The following is a 19,484-nucleotide window of genomic DNA, read 5'->3' on the forward strand; positions in this document are numbered from 1 at the left end:
AAAACTTGCAAGCGCGTTAAAAGGTGTATGAACACCTATGTACACCTTATGAAAGAGCGCCGCACCAACCAAGCATACATCGGACTCTGGATGCCGCTTCCGCTCGTTCGCCGACTGAAGCAGACAGCGCAACAACGCGACAGCGACATGTCGAAATTCATCCGCTCGGCGATTCGCGAGAAGCTGGAGCGCCGCCCCATCGCACGGAAGGAGGCGGCATGAGCAATCTGGAAAAACTGCGAGATGCTGCGGATGACCTGGAAGCGGCGGTCTACACCCTGGAGCTGCGCGCCGGCGTGTCGGACCGGGAGCAGGAGGCGCAGGACATCGCCGAGGCACGGATACGCGCGCGGCGCGTGCTCGAACTGCTGCTCAACTTCCGGGCGGCGAAAGGAGGGAAGGGAGCATGAGCGGGATCACTCCATCAGCCTCCAGCCGGGTCGCGCCAGAAGCCGGCGATGACGCGCTCGGGGCCGGCCTTGGGCAGGTAAACGACATGCGCGACGCACTGGCTAAAATGTGCGATGACGGAGGCATCCTGGCCGGAATTAAGCGCACCGCGGAAAACAATGGTATGCGGTTCGACGTAGCGGATTTCCCGGAAGAAGACATTGAATGCCTGAACGAGTATGTCGTGATCTTCCGGGGCCGAGCGAACGAGTTGCTCAACCTCATTTTTGAGCGCGACAAAGAACGCCTCGCCCGAGAGGTAGTGGTGCATGCCTCTGACCTCGGGAATCCGCAGGGGGCCGGGAAACCGGCCGAGGGGATTGGGAATGGAGAGCAGCGCCTCGCGGGCGATGTCGCCCGCGGAGGGATTATTTTTGGAGGAAGTCATAGCACCTCCGAGGGAACCGCGGCGGCGGGCGGGGCGCAAACCCGCGCCGCCGCGGCTTCCGCCCCCGGCGCGCTCCCTCCTTCAACTTCAACTTAAAACTTAAACGTTTATTCCCCCATGCCCGCGCCGCTGCTCAAACACCCCGAGCTGATGCTCGACTTCCTCATCCCCGCCGGGCGCGAGAAGCTGCGGCTCGACGAGGTTGCACGCATCCTGAGCGACGACGGAGGCAAGCCGGTGAGCGTGCAGAGCCTGCGCAACGGGCTGGAAAGCGGGGCGATCTTCGGGGCGCGGTTCAACTTCTCGGCGAGGCCGGACGCGCGGGAGCGGCACCGCCTGCAGTGGATGCTGCGCGGCGACGTGCTGCTCGCGCTGCTGGAGGCGCGCACCGCGCCGGAGGACGAGCGGCTGCGGCGGTTTCTCGAGGTGCTGCGCACCTTCTCCCGCGAGGCGCTGGACATGGTGGCGGCGCACACGGCGGCGGCGCGGGCGCGGGCACCAATGACAAGTTCCAGGTGACAAGTATCAAGTAAATGAATACAAAATCAAAAACCTCAAACGCGCTGGTGCTGACCGAGGCGCCGGAGTGGAAGATCACCGGGGCCGAGGCGCTCGAGGGGCTCAAGCGCGCGGCCGTGGACCAACTGGCCGCCGTCGGGCAGATGGAAAACAAAGCCGCGATGGGCGGCACGCTCGCCGGCCTCACGCTCCTGCGCGTGAAGGCCAGCATGGAGCGGGGACGTTTCGATGGCTGGCTGGCCGAAAAGGAAAAGTCCACCACTGGTGGACGAATTAAACCGTCTCGGTCAACGGCTTACAATTACATGAAACTCGCCACGGTGTTTCTGGAAAAGGCGAAGGTCACCAAGCCGGACCTGCTGACACTGCCGGGCGACCAGCTCACACTGAGCGAGATCAGCGCGGAGGGCGACGCGCGGGAGTTATTCCTTAAGCTGCAAAAATTCACGGGCGGCCACTCGCTGAATGAGCTGCTGATCAAGCACGACATCAAGAGCGGCGGCCTGAAAAAGGAGCTCGCGAAACCCGCGCCGGATGACGAGCCCGCCCCGCCGCCCACGCCCGAGGAAATGTTTGAGATGGCGCGCGACGAGATCGGCGGCGCGCTCGAGCGCATCGAGCACCTCCTCATCAAGGAGAACCGGCTGCAACACCTGTTTGACCACCCCGACGAGCTCCGCGGCGTGATGGAAAGCCTGCGGCTGCTCACCGAAAAGGTCGAAATGATCCTGGAGCCGCTGCTCGGCGTAAAACCCAAGGCCGCGAAACGCGGCAAGTAACAAGTATCAAGTCCCAAGTATCAATTAACTGAATACAATTATGAACGCCATCAATTATCCGACACCGCCACTCCCTGCTCTCCCGACAGCCAGCGCTCCCGAAACTCAAGATACCATCGATCTATCAGATAAAGCTCCAAAACTCGCTCTGCCGAAGATTTCGGAAGCGGATGCCCGGCGAGTCTATGCATGGTTGCGTAAGCAGTTGCGTAGCGAAAGCGCGCAAGGAGCACGCGCGAGACAATCGGATCGAGCCAAGAGAACGTCTCCAAAAGGCTTGGGTCGCGAGCAATCCACCGGCGTATCCACTCATCACAAGCTTGATCAGTTTCTCGCGTACACGCGCAGGTTTCTGGCGGCACAATCCGCTCCAGCAACGCGTGCGCCATCATCCGTGTCAGCTCCTCAATCTGCGTCCAGTCACTCATGCGCCTGAGTGTGCACGCCGCTCCGCCAAACCCAATCCCAAACACACCCTTCCCGCCATGATTTCAACCGCCCTGCAACACGCATCCACCGACCTTGCAATCCCCGCGCACGACGCGCCGCCGTTTGCCGTGCCCTTCGCCGACCTCGCCGAGTTTGGCGCGCTGCCCGAGAAGCGGCGCGTGGAGCTGCAGGTCACCCTCTCGCTGCTGGCCCGCGTGCACGCGCTGCGCGGTGAGGGCCGCTCGCTCGAGCTCGCCGTCGCCACGGTCGCGGCCTCGGCGCGGCAGCAGGTGCGCGGGGCGGCGCCGGGCACGCTCACCCGCAAATACTACCTCTACCTCGGCGCCAAGGGCGACTGGCGCGCGCTCATCAAGGGCTACCGCGGCCCGTCGGCGCTGCCGGCGGAATTTGTCGAATACATCCGCGCGCTGGCCGAGGACAACCACCGCTCGATGAACGAGGCGTGGGCGCTGCTGCGCGAGGAGATCTGGCCGAGCGGCCGGCCGGTGCCCGGCTACGGCACGTGGATGGAATGGTATATGAAAACATACCCCGCGCGCGCGCTGCCCAATGTGTATCCACGCGGCCAATACCCGCGCGGGTGGAGCCGCCGCAACCTCTACCGCAAGGCGCCGACCAAGGGCGCGCGCATGCTCGCGCTGCGCGGGCTGGCGGCGGCGAAAAAACACTTCCCGAGCGTGCGGCGCGACCCGAGCAGCCTGCGCCCGCTCGAGCTGATCGTGATCGACGACTTCGAGCTCGACTGCCTGTGCGTGTTTCCCGGCGACCGGAACCACAAGCCGCAGATCGGCCGCGTGGCCGGCCTGCTGGCGATGGATGTCGCCACGCGGCGCAAGCTGCACTGGGGCATCGGCCAGCGGCTGGAGCGCGAGGAGCAGCAGCCCGACGGCACGGTGCGCACGGTGCGCACCGGCATCGCCCGCGTGGACATGCAGGCGCTGCTGCACGGGCTCTTCGCCCGGACCGGCCTGCCGCCCTGGCCGGTCACGCTGCTGGTCGAAAACGCCAGCGCCTCGATCTCGCCGGAGATGGAGCTGTCGCTCTCCACGCTCTTCGAGGGCCGCGTGCGCGTGGAGCGCACGGGGCTGATCGACCATCGCACGCTGACCAACGGCTTCACCGAGCGCGGCGGCAAGCCGTGGGAAAAGGGCTGGGTGGAATCGCTCTTCAACCAGCTCTGGAACCTGCTCGGCGCGATGCCCGGCTACAAGGGCAGCAACCAGCGGCTGAACGCGCCGGCCAACCTCGACGCGGCGATCTCCTACACGAAGGTGCTCCTCGGCCAGGGCGAGCGCGCGCTGAACCTGCCGCCGGAAAAGATCGCGCTGCTGCGCCTGCCCTTCCCCTCGCCCGAGGCGGTGGAGCGCGCCTTTGCCTGGGCCTGCGCCACGAGCGACGCGCGCACCGACCACCGCTACACCGGCTTCGACCGGGTGACCGAGTTTCTGCCCGAGCCGGGCGCGGAGCCCCGGCCCTTCGCCGACCTCGCGCTGCTGCCGCCCGAGGCGCAGGCGCGGGTGGAAATCGTCGAGCGCATGGAGGCGCCGGTGGAGCGCTGGGCGCGGCTGTCGCTCGATGTATCATTCCAGCGGATACCCGCCGAGGTGCTCGCGCTGCTGCTGCTCACGCCGAAAAAGGTGACCTACCGCAACCACGCGATCACCTTCGCGCACGACAAGGACGGCTACACCTACGTGGACGAGACCGGCGAGGTCTTCCGCGGCGCGGGCGACGGCGCGGAGTATCTCGCCTACTTCGACGCGGCGGCCCCCGAGCGGCTCACGCTGGCCGACATGACCGGCGCCTACGCGGGCACGCTCGCTCGCCTGGGGGGCAAACGCGGGCTCGTGGACATCCGCGACAAGGAGGCGCTGGCCGAGGCCGCCGCGCTGCAGGCCACGGTCGTGAACCGCGCGCTCGCCGAGGTGCGCGCGCGGCACGAGGAGCCCAACGCGCAGCTCGCGCTCGACCGCGCGCACAACGAGAAAATCGTCGCCGCGCACAAGGCGGAGACCGCCGGGCTGGGCAAGGCCGAGCGCCTCGCCCTCGCCGGCGCCGAGCGCGCCGCGCAGGCCGTGCGCGAGCGCGAGACCGGCAAGGCGCTGGCCCGCGCATCGCGCGACACCGCCACCCTGCTCGAAACCGACGACGGCGATCGCGCCGCCGCCGGGGACAATTTCACCGCGCCCGGAGTCACCGGGCGCGACCTCCTCTAAACGCGATGGCCCGCGGCGCGACAACGCCGCGGGCCGGAGCAAAACCACAACATCACAAAAGCAAGGAAGGACATCATGGCCGCTCAAGACACAACCAGCACAGGCGCCGATGCGGGTCAAGAACCCGTCACCGGACGCGTGGCCGAAACCGTAAGCGCATCGTGGAGCGTATCGCTCGACGATCTGCGCACCAACCTCACGCACGAAAAAAACAAGCCCGAGGACATCGAGAACTTTGTCTGGTGCTACCTCTACTGCACCGACTCCGCGCACCCCATGCGCCGCGAGGAGTTTGCCCGGAAAATCGCGGTCGTGGACCACACCACGATCCTCAAGCTGATCCGCGGCACGTATCGGCATCCCGAAACGGGCGAGCGCATGCCCATCCCCGAAAAACTGGGCCGCGCGCTGACGATGTTCCGGCAGCTCGAGACCGACCGCGCCCGCAACCTGCGCCCGGCGATCTCGCGCACGCCCACGCTGGCGCGCATCTGGACCGCGTGCGACCTCGCGCGCGAGAGCCAGTCGCCGGTGTTTCTGATCGGCCCCTCCCACATCGGCAAGACGGTGGGGCTGACGAGCTACAGGGACGACCACGACCACGGCATGACCTGCTACGCGCGCCTGCGCGCGGCCAGCGGCCTGGGCGGCATGATCAAGGAGATCGCCCTCGCGATCGGTGGCATCGGCATGAAGGGCAACACGGCCACGCTGATCGAGAGCATCAAGCGCAGGCTCAAGCCCAACATGCTGCTGATCCTCGACGAGGTGCACGAGCTCATGTATACCTACCGCAAGGAGTCGTTCTTCGCGTGCCTGGAGGTGATCCGCGAGATCTACGATGCCTGCGGCTGCGGCCTGCTGCTCTGCGGCACTTCGCTGCTGATGAAAAGGGTGCGCGAAAACCGCGGCGAGCTCGAGCAGCTGCTGCGGCGCGGCGTGCACAAGGTGATCCTGCCCTCGCAGCCGACGAAGGAGGACCTCACCGTCATCCTCGGCGACTACAACCTGCATTTCCCGGAAAAGGGATACACGTGCGCGGTGCGCTTCGGCACGAAGGACATCTCCGACACTCCCTACGAGATCCTCCGCCAAGTGGGCTCGGAGGACGGCCTGAAGGCCATCACCGAGCGCCTGCGCTACGGCCTGAAATTCGCGCGCAAGGACAACGCCCGGCTGAAGTGGGAGCACGTGGTGCGCGCGCACCTCACGATCAAGCAAAACGAAATCCCCGGCGACGACTGGTGAAAACCCCGAGCAAAAGGACAAAAATGGACACGGAAAACGCAATCATCACAGACACGATGCTCGGGCAGGAAGACCACGGCATCCTGACCTGCTGCCTCACGCTGAAAGCCACGAGCGGCACATTCCGGTTCGGCGGCTACCAGCTCGACCACCTTCACCTTTCCGACAGCAAAGGAAAAACGGGCCGGATCGGCACCGCCTTCGGGATGGAATTTGTCCGCCGCGTTATGGAGGTCGCGGGCGTGGACAGCTGGGAAAAACTCAAAGGCATATACATCCGCATCGATGTGAAAAGCCATAGCGTAGTAGCCATCCGGCACATCATCGAGGACAAATATTTTCGTCCTGAAGATGACCCGGTCCTGTTGCGCCTCGTCGGCAAAAAGGAGATGTCATGAGCGAGCGTCACTTCACCGTGCTTTTCACCCTGCCCGCCGTGGTGCGCCTGCGTGATGGCTCGTTCGGCAGCATCGAGCACGTCGTCGATGGCACCGAGCCGATGATCCTTCTCGGCTATCGCGCGGCCGACAACTCGGAGCAGCTCTGGCGCTTCGACGGCTGCTGGCGCGAAGACGGGAGCGAGCACCTGCTCGATATCGTCGCGAAGGTCATCACCGCACCGGACGGGAAGATCTCCGTCGAGAAGTTCGCAACCACGCACACCAAAACCGACGCGCTCAAGGCATGGATCGAAGCCTACTTTGAGCAGATCATGAAGCAGCCCGGTTTCACGCCAGGAGGGAAAATATCATGAGCGCCGACCTCCGCCGCCATCCCGTCGCCGGCCTGCGGGTCATCGCCAGCCGCCGCCGCCTCTCCGCCGAGGCGCGCGCCGTCCTCGTCATCGGTGCCGCGACCCTCGCGGCCCTCGCCGCCATCGCAACCGCCGCAGCCCTCCTCGCGCCATGACCTACGACGATCTCCTCGACCTAGTCGCCCATCACACCGCCGAGGCCGATTACCATCTGAAAGCCTTCCAGCGCGTCCGCGAAGCAGGCAATGCGCACGCTGCTTACGAACATTACAAAAAACACAAACAGCACGCCGGCTGGAGCATCAACCTAATCGGAATGGCCGATGGATTCGCGCAGGCGTTCCCCGAACTAAAAACATTATCCAAGCAAACCAAGTAACCAAAAACCAAATACACACCTATGCCACTGACAAAAGAAGAGCTCTCGGAACGCGCGCAACTGGTGCGCATCCACGAGGCCAACTGCAAGATCGAATACCCCACCGCCGACGAACTGAATTTCCGTCTGGCGATCATGAAAAAACTCGCCTCCGGCATGCAGCTCAGGGAGCTGCGCGCCGCAACCATCACCGGCCCGGTCGCCGCCGCCCCGCAACGCCCAATGAAAGGAAGAACATGAAAACCAAAGGCGTCTCCTTTCTCTCCCTCCTCGGCCTGCTCTTCATCGGCCTGAAACTCGGCGGCGCCATCGGCTGGTCGTGGTGGTGGGTGCTCGCCCCGCTGTGGATGCCGGCCGCACTGGCCGCGTTTCTGTTCATGCTCATCGGCATCATCGCCGTGATCTGCGACGGGGACATCAGGAAATATGTCCGCCGTAGTTAACCCATAAGGATGTATAAAAACAATGGATACTGAAACAACCACCCCCGACACCGAGACGCCGAGGTGGGCGATCGTCGAGCTCATGGGGCACATCCGCTACGGCGGGCTCGTGAGCAAGGACACCATGTTCGGCACCGCGCTGCTGCGCATCGAGGTGCCGACGGGCGAGACGACGTTTACCACGCAACTGGTCAACCCGTCCTCGCTCTACCGCCTCACCTTTTGCACCGAGGAGCTCGCGCGCCTCGCCGCGACCAGCGGCCAGCAAAAACCGATCAGCGACTGGGAGCTCGCGAATCTCGAAAAAACCAAAGCGCTCCCCGAGCTCGAGGCCCGCAACAACGACGACGGCGAGGAGGCCGACTGGCCATGAACAAACCCCGCGAATTAGCCGAGGCGCATGTGCGCGGAGTGGTCGAGTCCATCATGGCAAACGAGCCCACCATCGCGTTTGGCGAGCGCGACGGCCCGTGCGTCGTCGAATACCGTGACTGGACTTATAGAAACTGGCCGGCACGCCGCGCCTTCTCGTGCCTCGGCTGCAAACACCTCACGTGCGAGCCGGAATACAGTACCAATTTTTGCGAGCATCCGGACTTCCACGAGGCATACGGATGCCACCAATCCGTCGCCAATAATTCATGGATGAGGAAGGATATCTCGATCATTCACGCCTTCTCATGCCCCGTGCTTAGGCGGCTTGGTGTCGATGCACACTGCCCGCAACCTAATCCGCTCGAAGTGCTCCAGCAGAGCAGGCCCGCGTCGAATGCATATCGCAGCGAAGCGGAGATTTTCGCGATCCCCCAGTCGGTCCCCTACTATACCGCTGAGGCTTACGAGCGCGGTGAGCGCGTGGACCGCCAGCACCCAACATATTAAAGTTCCCCATGCCTCTCCCACTCGCCAACGCACGCCGGCTCGCCGAGCGCATCGTCGCTGAGATCACCCCGTTTTGCGAGCGCATCGATATCGCCGGGAGCATCCGCCGCGCCCGTCCAGAAGTCGGCGACATCGACATCGTGTGCCTGCCGCTGCCGGGTCGCCTCTACTACATCGAGCTCCGCTGCACGCACCGGGGCCGCATCAGCAAGCGCGGGGATCAATACATGCTGGTCGAGCTGCCCGGCGGAATCCAGCTCGACCTATGGTTCTCGCACGCGGAGACCGACGACTTGTTTGCGCCGCAGCCATGCAACCACGGCATGCTCCTGCTCGCACGCACCGGCAGCGCAGCCCACAACATCCACCTCGCGTCGCGCGCGAAAAAAATGGGCCTGCACTTCCACCCGCACCGCGGCATCCTGCGCGGCGCGTGGCCCGGCGCCCCGGTCGTCGCGAGCGACACGGAGGAGGACATCTTCCACGCGCTCGGGCTGGATTTCGTCGCGCCGGAGAGGAGGGAACGGTGAAACCACGCCGCCACGTCTTCATGTTCCAACCGCGTTTCGTGCCGCTCATCCTCGACGGCACGAAGACATCGACGATCCGGTTGCCGCGCAAGCGCGAGGTGCGCGTCGGCGATATCTGCGACCTGCGCACGTGGACCGGGCGTCCGTATGCCAGCAAGCAACGCAAGCTGCGCGAGGTCGTATGCGCGGCGGTTTTGTCCGTCGAAATCGACGAGTCGTGGGAGGTGTGGCTGCACGGCAACAAACGCCTCGAAATAAAAGAGCGCCGCGCCCTGGCGCGGGGCGAGGGTTTTTATTCGCCGATGGACATGCTCACCTGGTTCCGCGACACCCACGGCATGCCCTTCCGCGGCACGCTCTACAGGTGGAAGGAGGGGCTCGCATGACTCCGAGGGTGAAAAGTTATTTTTCCGGTGCCGGGTTGATGGACCTGGGTTTGATGCGCGGCGGCGTGAACATTGTGCAGAGCTTCGAGATCGACACAAAGTGCTGCGCCACGCTGCGCGCGAATTTTACCCATGAGGTAAGGGAGTGCGACATGCGGGGGAAGCTCGTCGAGGATGAGGCCGCCGGAGAGGTGATGGTGGCCACGTATCCCTGCACGAGATATTCAACCGCGGCGGATATCAGCGGCCGGCGCACCGGCGATGATTTATACCTGCACTTTTTCCGGCACGTGGCCATCGGACGCCCGGAGGTTTATGTGCTGGAAAACGTGCCAGGTATGAAGAAATTCCCGGTGGTGATGGAGGCCATGACCAGACTGCCGGGCTACTACGTGGTTGTTTTTTGCCCGGTGGACTCGGCGATCTGGCTTCCGCAGCGGCGGGAGCGGTTGATCATTTTCGGTGCGCGCCGGCATTTTTCCTGGAGGCCGCCGCAGGCGGCGAGGCGGACGCGGTTGCGTGATGTGCTGGAGCGGAGTCCGTGCCTTCCGGAGGTGCCCGCTTATGTGCGTCGGAGGCTGTCGGGCGCGTATCGCGACCGGCCAATCATCAGTGATCCGGCTCGGGATGACATGGCACCGACGTGTGTGGCCCACTACTCCAAGGACCTGAGCACGCGGCTGGTGGCGGACCGGCGGTGGCCAGGCGGCGCCCGGCCGTATTCAGTGAGGGAATACGCGAGGCTGCAGGGTGTGCCTGATTCCTTCCGCTTCGTGGGCAGCAACTCGGATGCCTACCGCATGATCGGCAACGGCGTGTCGGTGCCGGTCGGGGAGTGGGTGGGCAGGGAGTTGTGCCGGTATTTCAATTCGGCTACACGGGAAAGGAGGGGCTGTGAATAAGCTCGTTTTAGATGCGTGCTGTGGGACCAGAATGTTCTGGTTCGATAAAAATGATCCGCGTGCCGTGTTCATCGACAAGCGCGCGGAGTCATTCCTCGCCGACAACCGGAAGGGTCGAAAAATGCTGCATGTGGCCCCGGACCTGGTCGCCGATTTCACCGCACTGCCTTTTCCCGACCGGTGCTTTTCGCTCGTCGTTTTCGATCCTCCACACCTCACCCGCAATGGAAAAACCAGCCGCATGCACAAGAAATACGGCTCGCTTGTCGGCGACTGGCGCGAGGAACTGCGCCAGGGATTTTCCGAGTGTTTCCGCGTCCTGAAACGAAACGGCATCCTGGTCTTTAAGTGGAACGAGGTGGACATCCCGGTCTCCCAAATCCTCGCCCTCACGCCAGAACGGCCGCTGTTCGGCAACCGCTGCGGCAAGCAGTCCCGTAGTCACTGGATCGTCTTTCTCAAACCATGACGCCACGACAACAGGGCATGTATTGGAGAGAGTGGGGCCGGTGTCGCGAATACTTCCGCGGGCGCGGGCTCACGAGCGCGGAGTGCGACGCCAAGCGCCACGAACTGCACCGCCGGGCGCTGGGCCGCGACAAGAGCAGCAAGAGGTTTCGCAACGCCGACCTCGACAAGGTCATCGCCGCGTTTCGCGCCGTGTGGGACGACGCCAACTTCGACGCGCAGATGCGCCAGCAGGAGCAGCCGGACCAGCGGCGCGAGGATATGATCACGCGGTGCTGGGACGCGGCGCGGGTGTGCATGGGTGGTGATCCTGCGCCGGATACCACCCTGGCCTACCTGGACGGGACCGCGCATAAAATCTTCAAAGTTGAATTCTCCGCGCTCGACGAGCGCCGGCTCGGTGTGGTGATGGGCATCCTCGAAAAGCAGGAGGACAGGGTGCGGGAGCGCGATATCAAGCAGGTGGAAAAAATGGAGGAGGAGCCGTTTTAGCCATGACCAGACGCGAACAATCCGCCTACGACGAGGGCAAGCTCGCCCGCCTCATGGATGAGCGCAATACCGCCAGCGGCTCGCGCAGCCGCTGTCCCTACCGCGCCGTCGACCACGTGCGCGCCTGGAAACAGGGTTACCAGGATCAGCTTTCCTCCAGCCCGCCGCGTGCGCGCACGCCCGAAGACGATGCTCGCGCCGCCGCCTTCTGCAGCGCCATCGAGGCATGGTGCGCGCGCACCAAATAGCCATGCCCGATATGCAACTCGCCCTCGTGTTTTCCCGCCCGCGCGACACCTCCGCGCGGGAGGGCACGCTGGTCGAGTTTTTGCGCGGGCGCGGCTGGATGACCGCTCTGCAGATCGGCGAGGCGTTGCGCTGGTCCGACCGCCTCGTGCGCGAGATCGCCTCGTCGAGCGATGCCGTCATCAGCTACCCCGGCTCGCCCGGCTACAAGCTCCTCGGCGAGTGCACGCGCGACGAATACGAGCGCTACCGCCTCGCCCGCCGCAGCCAGGCCAGGGACATGATCGCAAAGGTCATCCGCACCGACCGCGTCTACTACCGCCGCCCGCCCGTCACACCATGAACTCCATCGAAGCCTACCTGCACGATCGCGAAAACGCGCTCCGGCAACGCGAGATCCCCGCCGATCTCCTCGCATGGTTCAATCACGGCCTCTCGCCAGAGGATCGCCTGCTGAAATTCGACGGCTGGGTGCGCGCCGAGCTTGCCCGCCGGCTCGATTGGTCATGGGCCGGAGCCGCGAAGCAAAAGCGCATCGAGCAATGCCGTCTGCACCTCGAGCGCCTTGTGCTCGGCCTCTGGCGTCGCGGCTGGATGCTCGATGGTAAGCGCCTCGCCTTCCACATCACCACGTGCCTCGATGCCGTCGGCGAGTATCAACTCCGGGGCGCGGTCAATGACTTCTGGTCCTATTTCAAAGCCTGCGTCGACCGCTACGTCGGGGCCAACGCCGAGGAGCTGCGCACCGAGGCCATGCGTGTCGGCTCGCACGTAAACCAGCTTCTGGATGCGTTTGGAGTGACCCGCCGCCCCTCCGCCCCGACCATGCCTGAGCTCATCGCGCAGCGCGCAGATGAGGTCACCAAGGCCAAAACCCTGCGCGAAAAGCAGGCCGCCGCGCGCCGGCTGCAAAAGCAAAGCAACCCCGATGCACCCCTCTTGCCGGGCCTCGGCATCCCCCCTGCAACGCCCCGGCAGCGGCCACACCGGGCGGCTGATTCCTCTCAAACCTTTGGCAAACCGGGGAATTCTGGCATGATTTCCTCTCAAACCTGACCGGCGCGGCTGATTTTTCCTAAGTCGTTGCCTTTCGGTTTCGTTCAGCCTCGTGCGCGCTGATTTGCCCTTATCTCAGACCCCATGGCAACCCTCAGATTGAACGTGACAGGGCGAAACTGGCGGAGGAGGAGGGATTCGAACCCCCGGCAAGCGTAAGCCTGCGTCTGATTTCAAGTCAGGTGCCTTAAACCAGCTCAGCCACTCCTCCGTGAGTGTGAACCCCGCACACTGCGCGACTCCGCGGATAATTCAAGCCTGCGCTTTCTGTTGAGGCGGCGGCATTCCGCCTCTGTTTCATTTCCGCAAAATCCGTGCAATCGCGGAGCAACTCGCAGGCAAATGTGTCGTATATCCAAACACCGACACTTGCGAACCGCCATGGACCACTTCGACCAAGACGAGACCACGCCCCGCCCGGGCTGGTTTTCATTGCGAAGGCTGCGGAGAAAACTCCAGCGCCTCCGCCCGCTTCGTCTTGAGCGCGACACCGCATGGACCGGACCGGGCGAACTCTGGCACGGCACGCGCCCCAATCTTACCGAGCTGACGTTCCGCATCGACGACGGCGGCGCGCGCATCCTGCGCATCGAGGTCCGCCTGCGCCAGGACGGCACCGGCGGCTCCACCGTGCGCCAGCTCGAACGCTGGCTGAGGCATCGCGGCATCACCCGCATCAACGGCCTCGCGCGCGCCGCCGCCGTGCCCTTCTGGCGGACGCTCGGCTACCGCGTCTCGCCCGGCCAGCTCTTCGAGAAGGAGCTGCCGCCCCGCCGCCGCAGGCGCACCGGCAGGGCTTCCTAAGCCTGCGCGCACACTGCTCCGCGGGCTGCGCGCGGTTCCCTGGCCGCACCCTTTTGCCCACCTCGTCATCCTTGTCCGGTCCAATCACTTCGCCGGCGAGCCAAATTGCTGATTTGAATTCCCCGCCCAACTAGCCATCGGTGTTACCGTGGCCAAGAAACGCACCGAACTTCGCAGCACCCAATCCGCCCGCAAGCGCACATCGCCCGCGCAACCCGCCACCGCAGCCGCACTGCCCGCCGACGCCGGCTTCATCCGCCTGCGCGGTGTCCGCCAGAACAACCTCAAGGGCTTCGACCTCGATATTCCCCTCGGCAGCTACATCGCCGTCACCGGACTGAGCGGCGCGGGCAAGTCCTCGCTTGTTTTCGACACGCTCCACGCCGAGGGCCAGCGCCGCTATGTCGAGACATTCAGCGCCTACACGCGCCAGTTTCTCGACCTGCTCGACAAGCCCAAGGTCGATTCCGTCGAAAACATCCGCCCGTCCATCGCGATCGAGCAAACCAACACCGTCAAGACCTCCCGCTCGACCGTCGGCACCATGACCGAGCTGACCGACTTTTTCAAAGTTTGGTTCAGCCATGTCGCCGAGTGCTACGACCCGGAAACCGGGGAAAAAGTCGAGGACGACACGCCGCAAACCATCTGGCGGAAAACCCTCGCCGCCGCGTCCGGCCAGACCTTGGTTGTCGCCTTTCAGGTGACGCGCCCGGCCAGCCTCGCGTGGCCCGAGATCCTGAAAAATCTCAAAGCCCAATCCTACCTGCGCGTCCTTGTGCCAAAAGACACCGCCGCCGTGCGCGCCGCCGTAGGGCCTGACCTTGCGTCAGGCCGCGCCCGCGCCACCGCTTCCAATTCCGCGCTGCGCGTTCCGCACGCCGCATTCAGAATCGACGACCTCCTCGCCGACACCGCGCCGCTCGACCATGCCGCGCACATTCTCGTCGCCCAGGACCGCATCGAAATCACGGACGCCAGCCGCGCCCGTTTCATCGAGGCCGCCGAGGCCGCGCTTCATTTCGGCCACGGCCGGCTCCATCTCTTCGCCAGCGCGCCCGCCGCCACCGGTGCCGCCGCCGCCCTCCAGCCCTCCGTCCCTTCGTCCGTTCAGTCCTTTCTCCTCCACGCGTCTTTTTCCACCGGCCTGCATTCGCCCGCCACGGGCCGCACCTTCCGCCCGGCCACACCCGCGCTTTTTTCCTTCAACTCCCCGCTCGGCGCCTGCCCGCGCTGCCGCGGCTTCGGGCGCATCATCGAGATCGACTACCGCCTCGCCATTCCCGACGCCAGCCTCAGCATCGAGCAAGGGGCGATCAAGGCTTTCGAGGGCCAGGTTTACAGCATGTCGCGCGACGACCTCATCCGCGCCGCCCACCGGCACAAGATCCCCACCGGCGTCCCCTATGCCGCCCTCACGGAAAAACAGCGCGATTTTGTCATTTACGGCGAACCCGAATACCGCGCCCGCAAAGCCCGCGGCGGGGAAATCGGCTACGAGGAGGACATCTGGTATGGCGTGAAGGGCTTTTTCGACTGGCTCGAAAAAAACACCTACAAAATGCCCGTGCGCGTGTTTCTCTCCCGCTATCGCGCCTACAACCCCTGCCCCGACTGCCGCGGCCAGCGCCTCCAGCCCGAGGCGCTGTGCTGGAAATGGCTCGGCCGCACGCTCCCCGAGCTCTACACGCTACCCGTCGGCGAACTCCTCGCACTCATCGGCGATTCGTCCGAATCCACCCTGGCCCGTCCGTCCGCCTCCCTCGAAACCCATTCCGCCAAGCTCGCGCACGACAGCATTCTCACGCGCCTCCGCTACCTCGTCCAAGTCGGCCTCGGCTACCTCACGCTGGACCGCTCCTCGAAAACCCTCAGCGGCGGCGAGGTCGAGCGTGTCAACCTCACCTCCTGCCTCGGCACCTCGCTGGTTGACACCCTCTTCGTCCTCGACGAGCCCAGCGTCGGCCTGCATCCCCGCGACATCGACCGCCTCATCGCCATCATCCGCACGCTCACCGACGCGGGCAACACCGTCGTCGTCGTCGAGCACGACGAGGCCATGATCCGCGCCGCCGACCACATCATCGAGGTCGGCCCCGAGCCCGGCGCGCGCGGCGGCCGCATTGTATTCAGCGGACAACTACAAGCGCTCCTCGCCGAGCCCGCCAGCATCACCGGCGCCTACCTGAGCGGACGCGAGACCATCGCGGCGCCGCAAACACGCCGCCCCGTCGCCGGCGGCGCCACCGCCGCCGCCGGCACCGCCTTCCTCCGTTTCGAGGGTGCCTCCAAGCACAACATCCGCGACCTCTCGCTCACGCTGCCGCTCAACCGCCTCGTCTGCCTCTCCGGCGTCTCCGGCTCCGGCAAATCCACCCTGCTGGACAACATCATCCACCAGGGCATCCTCTCCGCCCGCCACCAGCTCACCGAGGATCCCGCCTCCATCTCCCGTATCGAAGGACTGGATACCATTGGCGAGATCGTCCTCGTTGACCAGTCCCCGCTCAGCCGCACCCCGCGCTCCAATCCCGCCCTCTACACCGAGGCCTGGGAGCACATCCGCGAGCTCTACGCCGCCACGCCCGCCGCCCAGTCGGCGGGCTACACCGCCTCCAGTTTCTCCTTCAATGCCGGCGACGGCCGTTGCGAGCACTGCAACGGCCTCGGCTCCGAGCGCGTCGAGATGCAGTTTCTCTCCGATGTTTACGTGCCCTGCCCGGTTTGCGAAGGCCGTCGCTTCAAGCCCGAAATCCTCGCCATCACCTGGCGCGACCGCTCCATTTCCGATCTGCTCAACACCAGCATCGACGATGCCCTCGCCCTCTTCGCCGACGAGCCTGTCATCCACGCCCGCCTCTCCACCCTCGCCACCGTCGGCCTCGGCTACCTCACCCTCGGCCAGCCGCTCAACACCCTGAGCGGCGGCGAATCCCAGCGCCTGAAACTCGTGCGGCACCTGCCGAATGCCGAATGCGGAACGCGGAGTGCGGAATTAAAAACCACTCAACCCGACACCCCGCCGCCCGCCGCCGTCCCTTCCGCTCCGCCGCTTGCGTCCGCTCATTCCGCGCTCCGCGCTTCCAAATCCGCAATCCGCACTCCACATTCCGCATTCCCAAAAGGAGCTTTGCTCCTTTTGGACGAGCCCACCACCGGCCTGCACCGCCACGACGTCAAGCGCCTCCTCTCCGTCCTCCAGGCGCTGGTCGATGCCGGCCACAGCGTCATCGTCATCGAGCACAACCTCGATGTCCTCAAGTCCGCCGACTGGCTCATCGAGATCGGCCCCGAGGCCGGCGCCGACGGCGGCCGCATTGTCGCCGAAGGCACGCCCGAGCAGATCGCCCAAACCAACACCGCCACCGCGCCCTACCTCGCGGCGGCGCTTGCCGCCGCAAATTCCAAATCCCAGATCGCAGATCCAAAAAAAAATTCAAAAAACAAATCCCAAAAATCCGCCTCCGCGTCCGCTGCCGGCGCGGCGGCGCCCCATTCCGCAATCCGCATTCCGCAATCCGCGTTGGCCATCACCGGCGCGAGGGAGAACAACCTCAAAAACCTTTCCCTCACCATCCCGCACCGCCGGCTCAACGTCGTCACCGGCGTCTCCGGCTCCGGGAAAAGCACGCTCGCTTTCGACATCGTCTTCGCCGAGGGCCAGCGCCGCTTCATGGAATCCATGTCGCCCTACGCGCGCCAGTTCGTCGAGCAGCTCCCCCGCCCCGACATCGACCGCCTCACCGGCATTCCGCCCACCGTCGCCATCGAGCAACGCGTCACGCGCGGCACCCGCAAGTCCACCGTCGCCACCATCACCGAGGTCGCCCAATACCTCCGCCTCCTCTACGCCCGCCTCGGCGTCCAGCACCACCCCGACACCGGCCGCCCGGTCGAACCGCTCACGCCCGCGCAACTCAAGCAACTCCTCCTCCGCGTGCTCCACGGCGCGCCCGCGGCCAGAAAAGCGCGCCACCTCTACCTCTGCGCCCCGCTCATTCGCGGACGCAAGGGCCACCACCAGCCGATCGCCACCTGGATCGAGAAACAAGGCTACGCGCTCATGCGCGCGGACGGGCGCCTCCTGCCCGTGGCCAAATTCCAGAAACTCGACCGCTACAAGGAGCACGACATCGAAGCCGTCACCGCCGACCTCAAGACCGATGCCAATCCCGGCGCCGCCCTCGACGAAGGACTCCGCCTCGGTCGCGGCACCTGTTTCCTCCTCACCGAGAAAAACGAAATCCTCAGCTATTTCTCCACCACCCACACCGACGCCGAGACGGGCGAGTCCTTCCCCGAACTCGACCCCAAGCATTTCTCCTTCAATTCCCCCCGCGGCTGGTGCCCCGCCTGCCGCGGCCACGGGCGCATTTATCCCTGGATGCTCCAACTCGACCAGGAAGACGCCGACAACGCCGACCAGACCCTTCTCCTCCGCACCTACGGCGTCGAGCATGCCGACGACGTGGGTGACGCCGGACGCCCCTGCCCCGAATGCCACGGCGACCGCCTGAACCGCACCGCCCGCGCCGTAAAGCTGCGCTTCACAAGCAATGACGAATTACGAGTGACGAATGACGAATTTAGAAAAAAGGAAAGCCTCCCTGCCCCCTCCGCCGCCATTCGTAATTCCCCCCTCGCCCCTTATCTGGCCAAGCTCACCGCCGAGGCCGCCACGCGACCCGCGACGACCGCCCGCGCCGCCGCCACTCGCTCCGCATCCTCCAATCCGCAATCCGCCTTTTCCCTTTCCCTGCCCGAGCTTCTCCGCGCCACGCCCGGCCAGCTCCTCGCGCTCCTGCGCCGGCTCGACCTTCCCGACGCCCGCGCCCGCGCCATCACCCAGGACATCCTTCCGCAAATCGAGGAACGCCTCCGCTTCCTCGATCACGTCGGGCTCGGCTATCTCTCGCTCGACCGCCCGACCGAGACGCTCAGCGGCGGCGAGGCCCAGCGCATCCGCCTCGCCGCGCAGCTTGGCTCCAACCTCTCCGGCGTGCTCTACGTCCTCGACGAACCCAGCATCGGCCTGCACGCCCGCGACAACGACCGCCTCATCGAAACCCTGAAGACGCTGCGCGAGAAAGGAAACACCCTGCTGGTGGTCGAGCACGACGACGAGTTGATGACCCAGGCCGACCACATCATCGACCTCGGTCCGGCGGCCGGTATCCACGGCGGCGAACTCCTGGCCGAGGGCACGCCGGAGGAAATCAAAAAATCCCCCGCCTCCCTCACCGGCCTGTTCCTCGCCAAAGGCATCAAACACCCGGTCCGCGGCAGCTACCGCGATTTGCCGAAATCACCGCCTCCCTCAAAAACAAAATAGAAACCCCGGCATGTCCCGCGCCGCCCGACTGCTCGAGCTTCTGCAACTCCTCCGCCGTCACCGCCGCCCCGTGACCGGGGCCGCGCTTTCCGCCGAACTCGGCGTCAGCCTGCGCACGCTTTACCGCGACATCGCCGCGCTTCAGGCCCAGGGCGCGCCCGTCGAGGGCGAACGTGGCCTGGGTTACATCCTGCGCCCCGGCTTCACCCTGCCGCCGCTCATGTTTTCCGGGGAGGAAATCGAAGCCCTCGTGCTCGGCTCGCGCTGGGTCGCCTCGCGCGGCGACGACAAGCTCGCCCGCTCCGCCCGCGACGCGCTCGCCAAAATCCGCGCCGTTGTCCCGCCCGCCCTGCGCGACGAACTCGACGCCTCCACCCTGCTCATCGGCCCGCCTCCCGGACACGCCGCCACCGGTGATGACAACCGCCTCGAACTGATCCGGCGCGCCATTCGCGCCGGGCGCAAACTCACCCTCACCTACCAGGACGGCAACGGGACCCCCAGCACGCGCACGCTCTGGCCCTTCGCGCTCGGCTACTTCGAGCACGTCCGCGTGCTCGTCGCCTGGTGCGAACTCCGCCAGGACTACCGCTCCTTCCGCACCGACCGCATCCAAAAACTGACCATCGAAGAATCCGCCATCCCGCGCAAGCGCGCCGCGCTGCTCCGCGAATGGAAACTCCGCCAGCAAATACCCGAATAGCCCATTGCGCGCGTCCCGCGACACAACTGACAAAACCTGTCACCCATGCCCGTTATC

General features: G+C 65.2%; 27 protein-coding genes and 1 tRNA gene. 25 read left to right on the plus strand and 3 right to left on the minus strand.

The features are described from left to right. The first annotated feature begins 27 nt into the window (after window positions 1-27). Together OH491_RS13620 and OH491_RS13625 are read left to right on the plus strand one after the other, a co-directional pair. Window positions 28-222 (plus strand): ribbon-helix-helix protein, CopG family, encoded by a 195-nt coding sequence (locus tag OH491_RS13620; protein ID WP_068770770.1) that lies wholly within the window; start codon window positions 28-30, stop codon window positions 220-222. Beyond that, window positions 219-410 carry a hypothetical protein gene (locus tag OH491_RS13625; RefSeq protein WP_068770769.1) on the plus strand — a complete coding sequence of 64 codons (192 nt, stop codon included), beginning with the start codon at window positions 219-221 and terminating at the stop codon, window positions 408-410. Before OH491_RS13620 ends, OH491_RS13625 begins: the two co-directional genes overlap by 4 nt. Window positions 411-424: 14 nt before the next feature. Here OH491_RS13625 and OH491_RS13630 read toward each other — a convergent pair whose 3' ends face one another. After that, a complete protein-coding gene (locus OH491_RS13630) occupies window positions 425-838 on the minus strand; it encodes a hypothetical protein (RefSeq protein WP_068770768.1) in 414 nt (137 codons plus the stop codon). Between the two features lie 117 nt (window positions 839-955). Between OH491_RS13630 and OH491_RS13635 the strand changes: the two genes are divergently transcribed. Both OH491_RS13635 and OH491_RS13640 read left to right on the plus strand, forming a co-directional pair. Further along, window positions 956-1,357 (plus strand): hypothetical protein, encoded by a 402-nt coding sequence (locus OH491_RS13635; protein WP_068770767.1) that lies wholly within the window; start codon window positions 956-958, stop codon window positions 1,355-1,357. A 14-nt stretch (window positions 1,358-1,371) separates the two neighbouring features. Further along, entirely contained in the window at window positions 1,372-2,136 is a 765-nt protein-coding gene (locus tag OH491_RS13640; RefSeq protein ID WP_068770766.1) for a hypothetical protein, read from the plus strand. A 50-nt stretch (window positions 2,137-2,186) separates the two neighbouring features. Here OH491_RS13640 and OH491_RS13645 read toward each other — a convergent pair whose 3' ends face one another. Beyond that, on the minus strand, window positions 2,187-2,564 hold the full coding sequence (locus tag OH491_RS13645) for a hypothetical protein (RefSeq protein WP_145928840.1): 378 nt from the start codon (window positions 2,562-2,564) through the stop codon (window positions 2,187-2,189). A 57-nt stretch (window positions 2,565-2,621) separates the two neighbouring features. On the opposite strand from OH491_RS13645, the gene OH491_RS13650 reads away from it, so the two are divergent. From OH491_RS13650 to OH491_RS13735, 18 genes are all read left to right on the plus strand, one after another. After that, entirely contained in the window at window positions 2,622-4,802 is a 2,181-nt protein-coding gene (locus OH491_RS13650) for a hypothetical protein (RefSeq protein ID WP_068770764.1), read from the plus strand. A 75-nt stretch (window positions 4,803-4,877) separates the two neighbouring features. Continuing rightward, window positions 4,878-6,050 (plus strand): ATP-binding protein, encoded by a 1,173-nt coding sequence (locus OH491_RS13655; RefSeq protein WP_068770763.1) that lies wholly within the window; start codon window positions 4,878-4,880, stop codon window positions 6,048-6,050. Between the two features lie 23 nt (window positions 6,051-6,073). Next, entirely contained in the window at window positions 6,074-6,448 is a 375-nt protein-coding gene (locus OH491_RS13660; RefSeq protein ID WP_145928839.1) for a hypothetical protein, read from the plus strand. After that, a complete protein-coding gene (locus OH491_RS13665) occupies window positions 6,445-6,804 on the plus strand; it encodes a hypothetical protein (protein ID WP_068770761.1) in 360 nt (119 codons plus the stop codon). Before OH491_RS13660 ends, OH491_RS13665 begins: the two co-directional genes overlap by 4 nt. Continuing rightward, entirely contained in the window at window positions 6,801-6,959 is a 159-nt protein-coding gene (locus OH491_RS13670; protein WP_334319385.1) for a hypothetical protein, read from the plus strand. The genes OH491_RS13665 and OH491_RS13670 overlap by 4 nt, the downstream gene beginning before the upstream one ends. Beyond that, the gene (locus tag OH491_RS13675) at window positions 6,956-7,183 is read left to right on the plus strand and encodes a hypothetical protein (protein ID WP_068770760.1); all 228 of its coding nucleotides are present in this window, start codon (window positions 6,956-6,958) and stop codon (window positions 7,181-7,183) included. The genes OH491_RS13670 and OH491_RS13675 overlap by 4 nt, the downstream gene beginning before the upstream one ends. Before the next feature lie 21 nt (window positions 7,184-7,204). Beyond that, the gene (locus tag OH491_RS13680) at window positions 7,205-7,423 is read left to right on the plus strand and encodes a hypothetical protein (protein ID WP_068770759.1); all 219 of its coding nucleotides are present in this window, start codon (window positions 7,205-7,207) and stop codon (window positions 7,421-7,423) included. Next, complete coding sequence (locus OH491_RS13685; RefSeq protein WP_068770758.1) at window positions 7,420-7,626, plus strand: hypothetical protein; 207 nt, start codon at window positions 7,420-7,422, stop codon at window positions 7,624-7,626. The genes OH491_RS13680 and OH491_RS13685 overlap by 4 nt, the downstream gene beginning before the upstream one ends. A 22-nt stretch (window positions 7,627-7,648) precedes the next feature. Further along, window positions 7,649-7,999, plus strand: a complete 351-nt coding sequence (locus OH491_RS13690) for a hypothetical protein (protein ID WP_068770757.1) — start codon at window positions 7,649-7,651, stop codon at window positions 7,997-7,999. Next, a complete protein-coding gene (locus tag OH491_RS13695; protein WP_068770756.1) occupies window positions 7,996-8,508 on the plus strand; it encodes a hypothetical protein in 513 nt (170 codons plus the stop codon). Before OH491_RS13690 ends, OH491_RS13695 begins: the two co-directional genes overlap by 4 nt. An 8-nt stretch (window positions 8,509-8,516) precedes the next feature. Then, a complete protein-coding gene (locus tag OH491_RS13700; RefSeq protein WP_068770755.1) occupies window positions 8,517-9,038 on the plus strand; it encodes a hypothetical protein in 522 nt (173 codons plus the stop codon). Window positions 9,039-9,058: 20 nt separating this feature from the next. Continuing rightward, a complete protein-coding gene (locus OH491_RS13705) occupies window positions 9,059-9,424 on the plus strand; it encodes an ASCH domain-containing protein (RefSeq protein WP_145928838.1) in 366 nt (121 codons plus the stop codon). Then, complete coding sequence (locus OH491_RS13710; protein WP_068770753.1) at window positions 9,421-10,326, plus strand: DNA cytosine methyltransferase; 906 nt, start codon at window positions 9,421-9,423, stop codon at window positions 10,324-10,326. Before OH491_RS13705 ends, OH491_RS13710 begins: the two co-directional genes overlap by 4 nt. Then, window positions 10,319-10,795: a class I SAM-dependent methyltransferase gene (locus tag OH491_RS13715; protein WP_334319384.1), complete on the plus strand. Its 477-nt coding sequence runs from the start codon at window positions 10,319-10,321 to the stop codon at window positions 10,793-10,795. Before OH491_RS13710 ends, OH491_RS13715 begins: the two co-directional genes overlap by 8 nt. After that, the gene (locus OH491_RS13720; RefSeq protein ID WP_145928837.1) at window positions 10,792-11,286 is read left to right on the plus strand and encodes a hypothetical protein; all 495 of its coding nucleotides are present in this window, start codon (window positions 10,792-10,794) and stop codon (window positions 11,284-11,286) included. Before OH491_RS13715 ends, OH491_RS13720 begins: the two co-directional genes overlap by 4 nt. Window positions 11,287-11,288: 2 nt before the next feature. Continuing rightward, window positions 11,289-11,534 carry a hypothetical protein gene (locus OH491_RS13725; RefSeq protein WP_068770750.1) on the plus strand — a complete coding sequence of 82 codons (246 nt, stop codon included), beginning with the start codon at window positions 11,289-11,291 and terminating at the stop codon, window positions 11,532-11,534. Between the two features lie 2 nt (window positions 11,535-11,536). Continuing rightward, window positions 11,537-11,875, plus strand: a complete 339-nt coding sequence (locus tag OH491_RS13730; RefSeq protein WP_145928836.1) for a hypothetical protein — start codon at window positions 11,537-11,539, stop codon at window positions 11,873-11,875. After that, window positions 11,872-12,588: a hypothetical protein gene (locus OH491_RS13735; RefSeq protein ID WP_068770748.1), complete on the plus strand. Its 717-nt coding sequence runs from the start codon at window positions 11,872-11,874 to the stop codon at window positions 12,586-12,588. Before OH491_RS13730 ends, OH491_RS13735 begins: the two co-directional genes overlap by 4 nt. A gap of 120 nt (window positions 12,589-12,708) precedes the next feature. Here the strand turns inward: OH491_RS13735 and OH491_RS13740 are convergent. Beyond that, window positions 12,709-12,799 (minus strand) — tRNA-Ser (locus tag OH491_RS13740). A 158-nt stretch (window positions 12,800-12,957) separates the two neighbouring features. Here OH491_RS13740 and OH491_RS13745 point away from each other — a divergent pair. From OH491_RS13745 to OH491_RS13755, 3 genes are all read left to right on the plus strand, one after another. After that, window positions 12,958-13,392 carry a hypothetical protein gene (locus OH491_RS13745; protein ID WP_145928835.1) on the plus strand — a complete coding sequence of 145 codons (435 nt, stop codon included), beginning with the start codon at window positions 12,958-12,960 and terminating at the stop codon, window positions 13,390-13,392. Between the two features lie 148 nt (window positions 13,393-13,540). Continuing rightward, window positions 13,541-18,724 carry an excinuclease ABC subunit UvrA gene (locus OH491_RS13750; protein ID WP_068770746.1) on the plus strand — a complete coding sequence of 1,728 codons (5,184 nt, stop codon included), beginning with the start codon at window positions 13,541-13,543 and terminating at the stop codon, window positions 18,722-18,724. A 10-nt stretch (window positions 18,725-18,734) separates the two neighbouring features. Continuing rightward, the gene (locus OH491_RS13755; RefSeq protein WP_068770745.1) at window positions 18,735-19,427 is read left to right on the plus strand and encodes a helix-turn-helix transcriptional regulator; all 693 of its coding nucleotides are present in this window, start codon (window positions 18,735-18,737) and stop codon (window positions 19,425-19,427) included. Window positions 19,428-19,484: the final 57 nt, after the last annotated feature.

It is taken from the genome of Termitidicoccus mucosus (assembly GCF_038725785.1).
GTDB lineage: Bacteria > Verrucomicrobiota > Verrucomicrobiia > Opitutales > Opitutaceae > Termitidicoccus > Termitidicoccus mucosus.

What these genes read in the sequence shown, in the direction of transcription:
- OH491_RS13620 (WP_068770770.1), top strand. Translation starts at nt 28, where the DNA reads ATGAACACCTATGTACACCTTATGAAAGAGCGCCGCACCAACCAAGCA.
- OH491_RS13625 (WP_068770769.1), top strand. Translation starts at nt 219, where the DNA reads ATGAGCAATCTGGAAAAACTGCGAGATGCTGCGGATGACCTGGAAGCG.
- OH491_RS13630 (WP_068770768.1), bottom strand. Translation starts at nt 838, where the DNA reads ATGACTTCCTCCAAAAATAATCCCTCCGCGGGCGACATCGCCCGCGAG.
- OH491_RS13635 (WP_068770767.1), top strand. Translation starts at nt 956, where the DNA reads ATGCCCGCGCCGCTGCTCAAACACCCCGAGCTGATGCTCGACTTCCTC.
- OH491_RS13640 (WP_068770766.1), top strand. Translation starts at nt 1,372, where the DNA reads ATGAATACAAAATCAAAAACCTCAAACGCGCTGGTGCTGACCGAGGCG.
- OH491_RS13645 (WP_145928840.1), bottom strand. Translation starts at nt 2,564, where the DNA reads ATGAGTGACTGGACGCAGATTGAGGAGCTGACACGGATGATGGCGCAC.
- OH491_RS13650 (WP_068770764.1), top strand. Translation starts at nt 2,622, where the DNA reads ATGATTTCAACCGCCCTGCAACACGCATCCACCGACCTTGCAATCCCC.
- OH491_RS13655 (WP_068770763.1), top strand. Translation starts at nt 4,878, where the DNA reads ATGGCCGCTCAAGACACAACCAGCACAGGCGCCGATGCGGGTCAAGAA.
- OH491_RS13660 (WP_145928839.1), top strand. Translation starts at nt 6,074, where the DNA reads ATGGACACGGAAAACGCAATCATCACAGACACGATGCTCGGGCAGGAA.
- OH491_RS13665 (WP_068770761.1), top strand. Translation starts at nt 6,445, where the DNA reads ATGAGCGAGCGTCACTTCACCGTGCTTTTCACCCTGCCCGCCGTGGTG.
- OH491_RS13670 (WP_334319385.1), top strand. Translation starts at nt 6,801, where the DNA reads ATGAGCGCCGACCTCCGCCGCCATCCCGTCGCCGGCCTGCGGGTCATC.
- OH491_RS13675 (WP_068770760.1), top strand. Translation starts at nt 6,956, where the DNA reads ATGACCTACGACGATCTCCTCGACCTAGTCGCCCATCACACCGCCGAG.
- OH491_RS13680 (WP_068770759.1), top strand. Translation starts at nt 7,205, where the DNA reads ATGCCACTGACAAAAGAAGAGCTCTCGGAACGCGCGCAACTGGTGCGC.
- OH491_RS13685 (WP_068770758.1), top strand. Translation starts at nt 7,420, where the DNA reads ATGAAAACCAAAGGCGTCTCCTTTCTCTCCCTCCTCGGCCTGCTCTTC.
- OH491_RS13690 (WP_068770757.1), top strand. Translation starts at nt 7,649, where the DNA reads ATGGATACTGAAACAACCACCCCCGACACCGAGACGCCGAGGTGGGCG.
- OH491_RS13695 (WP_068770756.1), top strand. Translation starts at nt 7,996, where the DNA reads ATGAACAAACCCCGCGAATTAGCCGAGGCGCATGTGCGCGGAGTGGTC.
- OH491_RS13700 (WP_068770755.1), top strand. Translation starts at nt 8,517, where the DNA reads ATGCCTCTCCCACTCGCCAACGCACGCCGGCTCGCCGAGCGCATCGTC.
- OH491_RS13705 (WP_145928838.1), top strand. Translation starts at nt 9,059, where the DNA reads ATGTTCCAACCGCGTTTCGTGCCGCTCATCCTCGACGGCACGAAGACA.
- OH491_RS13710 (WP_068770753.1), top strand. Translation starts at nt 9,421, where the DNA reads ATGACTCCGAGGGTGAAAAGTTATTTTTCCGGTGCCGGGTTGATGGAC.
- OH491_RS13720 (WP_145928837.1), top strand. Translation starts at nt 10,792, where the DNA reads ATGACGCCACGACAACAGGGCATGTATTGGAGAGAGTGGGGCCGGTGT.
- OH491_RS13725 (WP_068770750.1), top strand. Translation starts at nt 11,289, where the DNA reads ATGACCAGACGCGAACAATCCGCCTACGACGAGGGCAAGCTCGCCCGC.
- OH491_RS13730 (WP_145928836.1), top strand. Translation starts at nt 11,537, where the DNA reads ATGCCCGATATGCAACTCGCCCTCGTGTTTTCCCGCCCGCGCGACACC.
- OH491_RS13735 (WP_068770748.1), top strand. Translation starts at nt 11,872, where the DNA reads ATGAACTCCATCGAAGCCTACCTGCACGATCGCGAAAACGCGCTCCGG.
- OH491_RS13755 (WP_068770745.1), top strand. Translation starts at nt 18,735, where the DNA reads ATGTCCCGCGCCGCCCGACTGCTCGAGCTTCTGCAACTCCTCCGCCGT.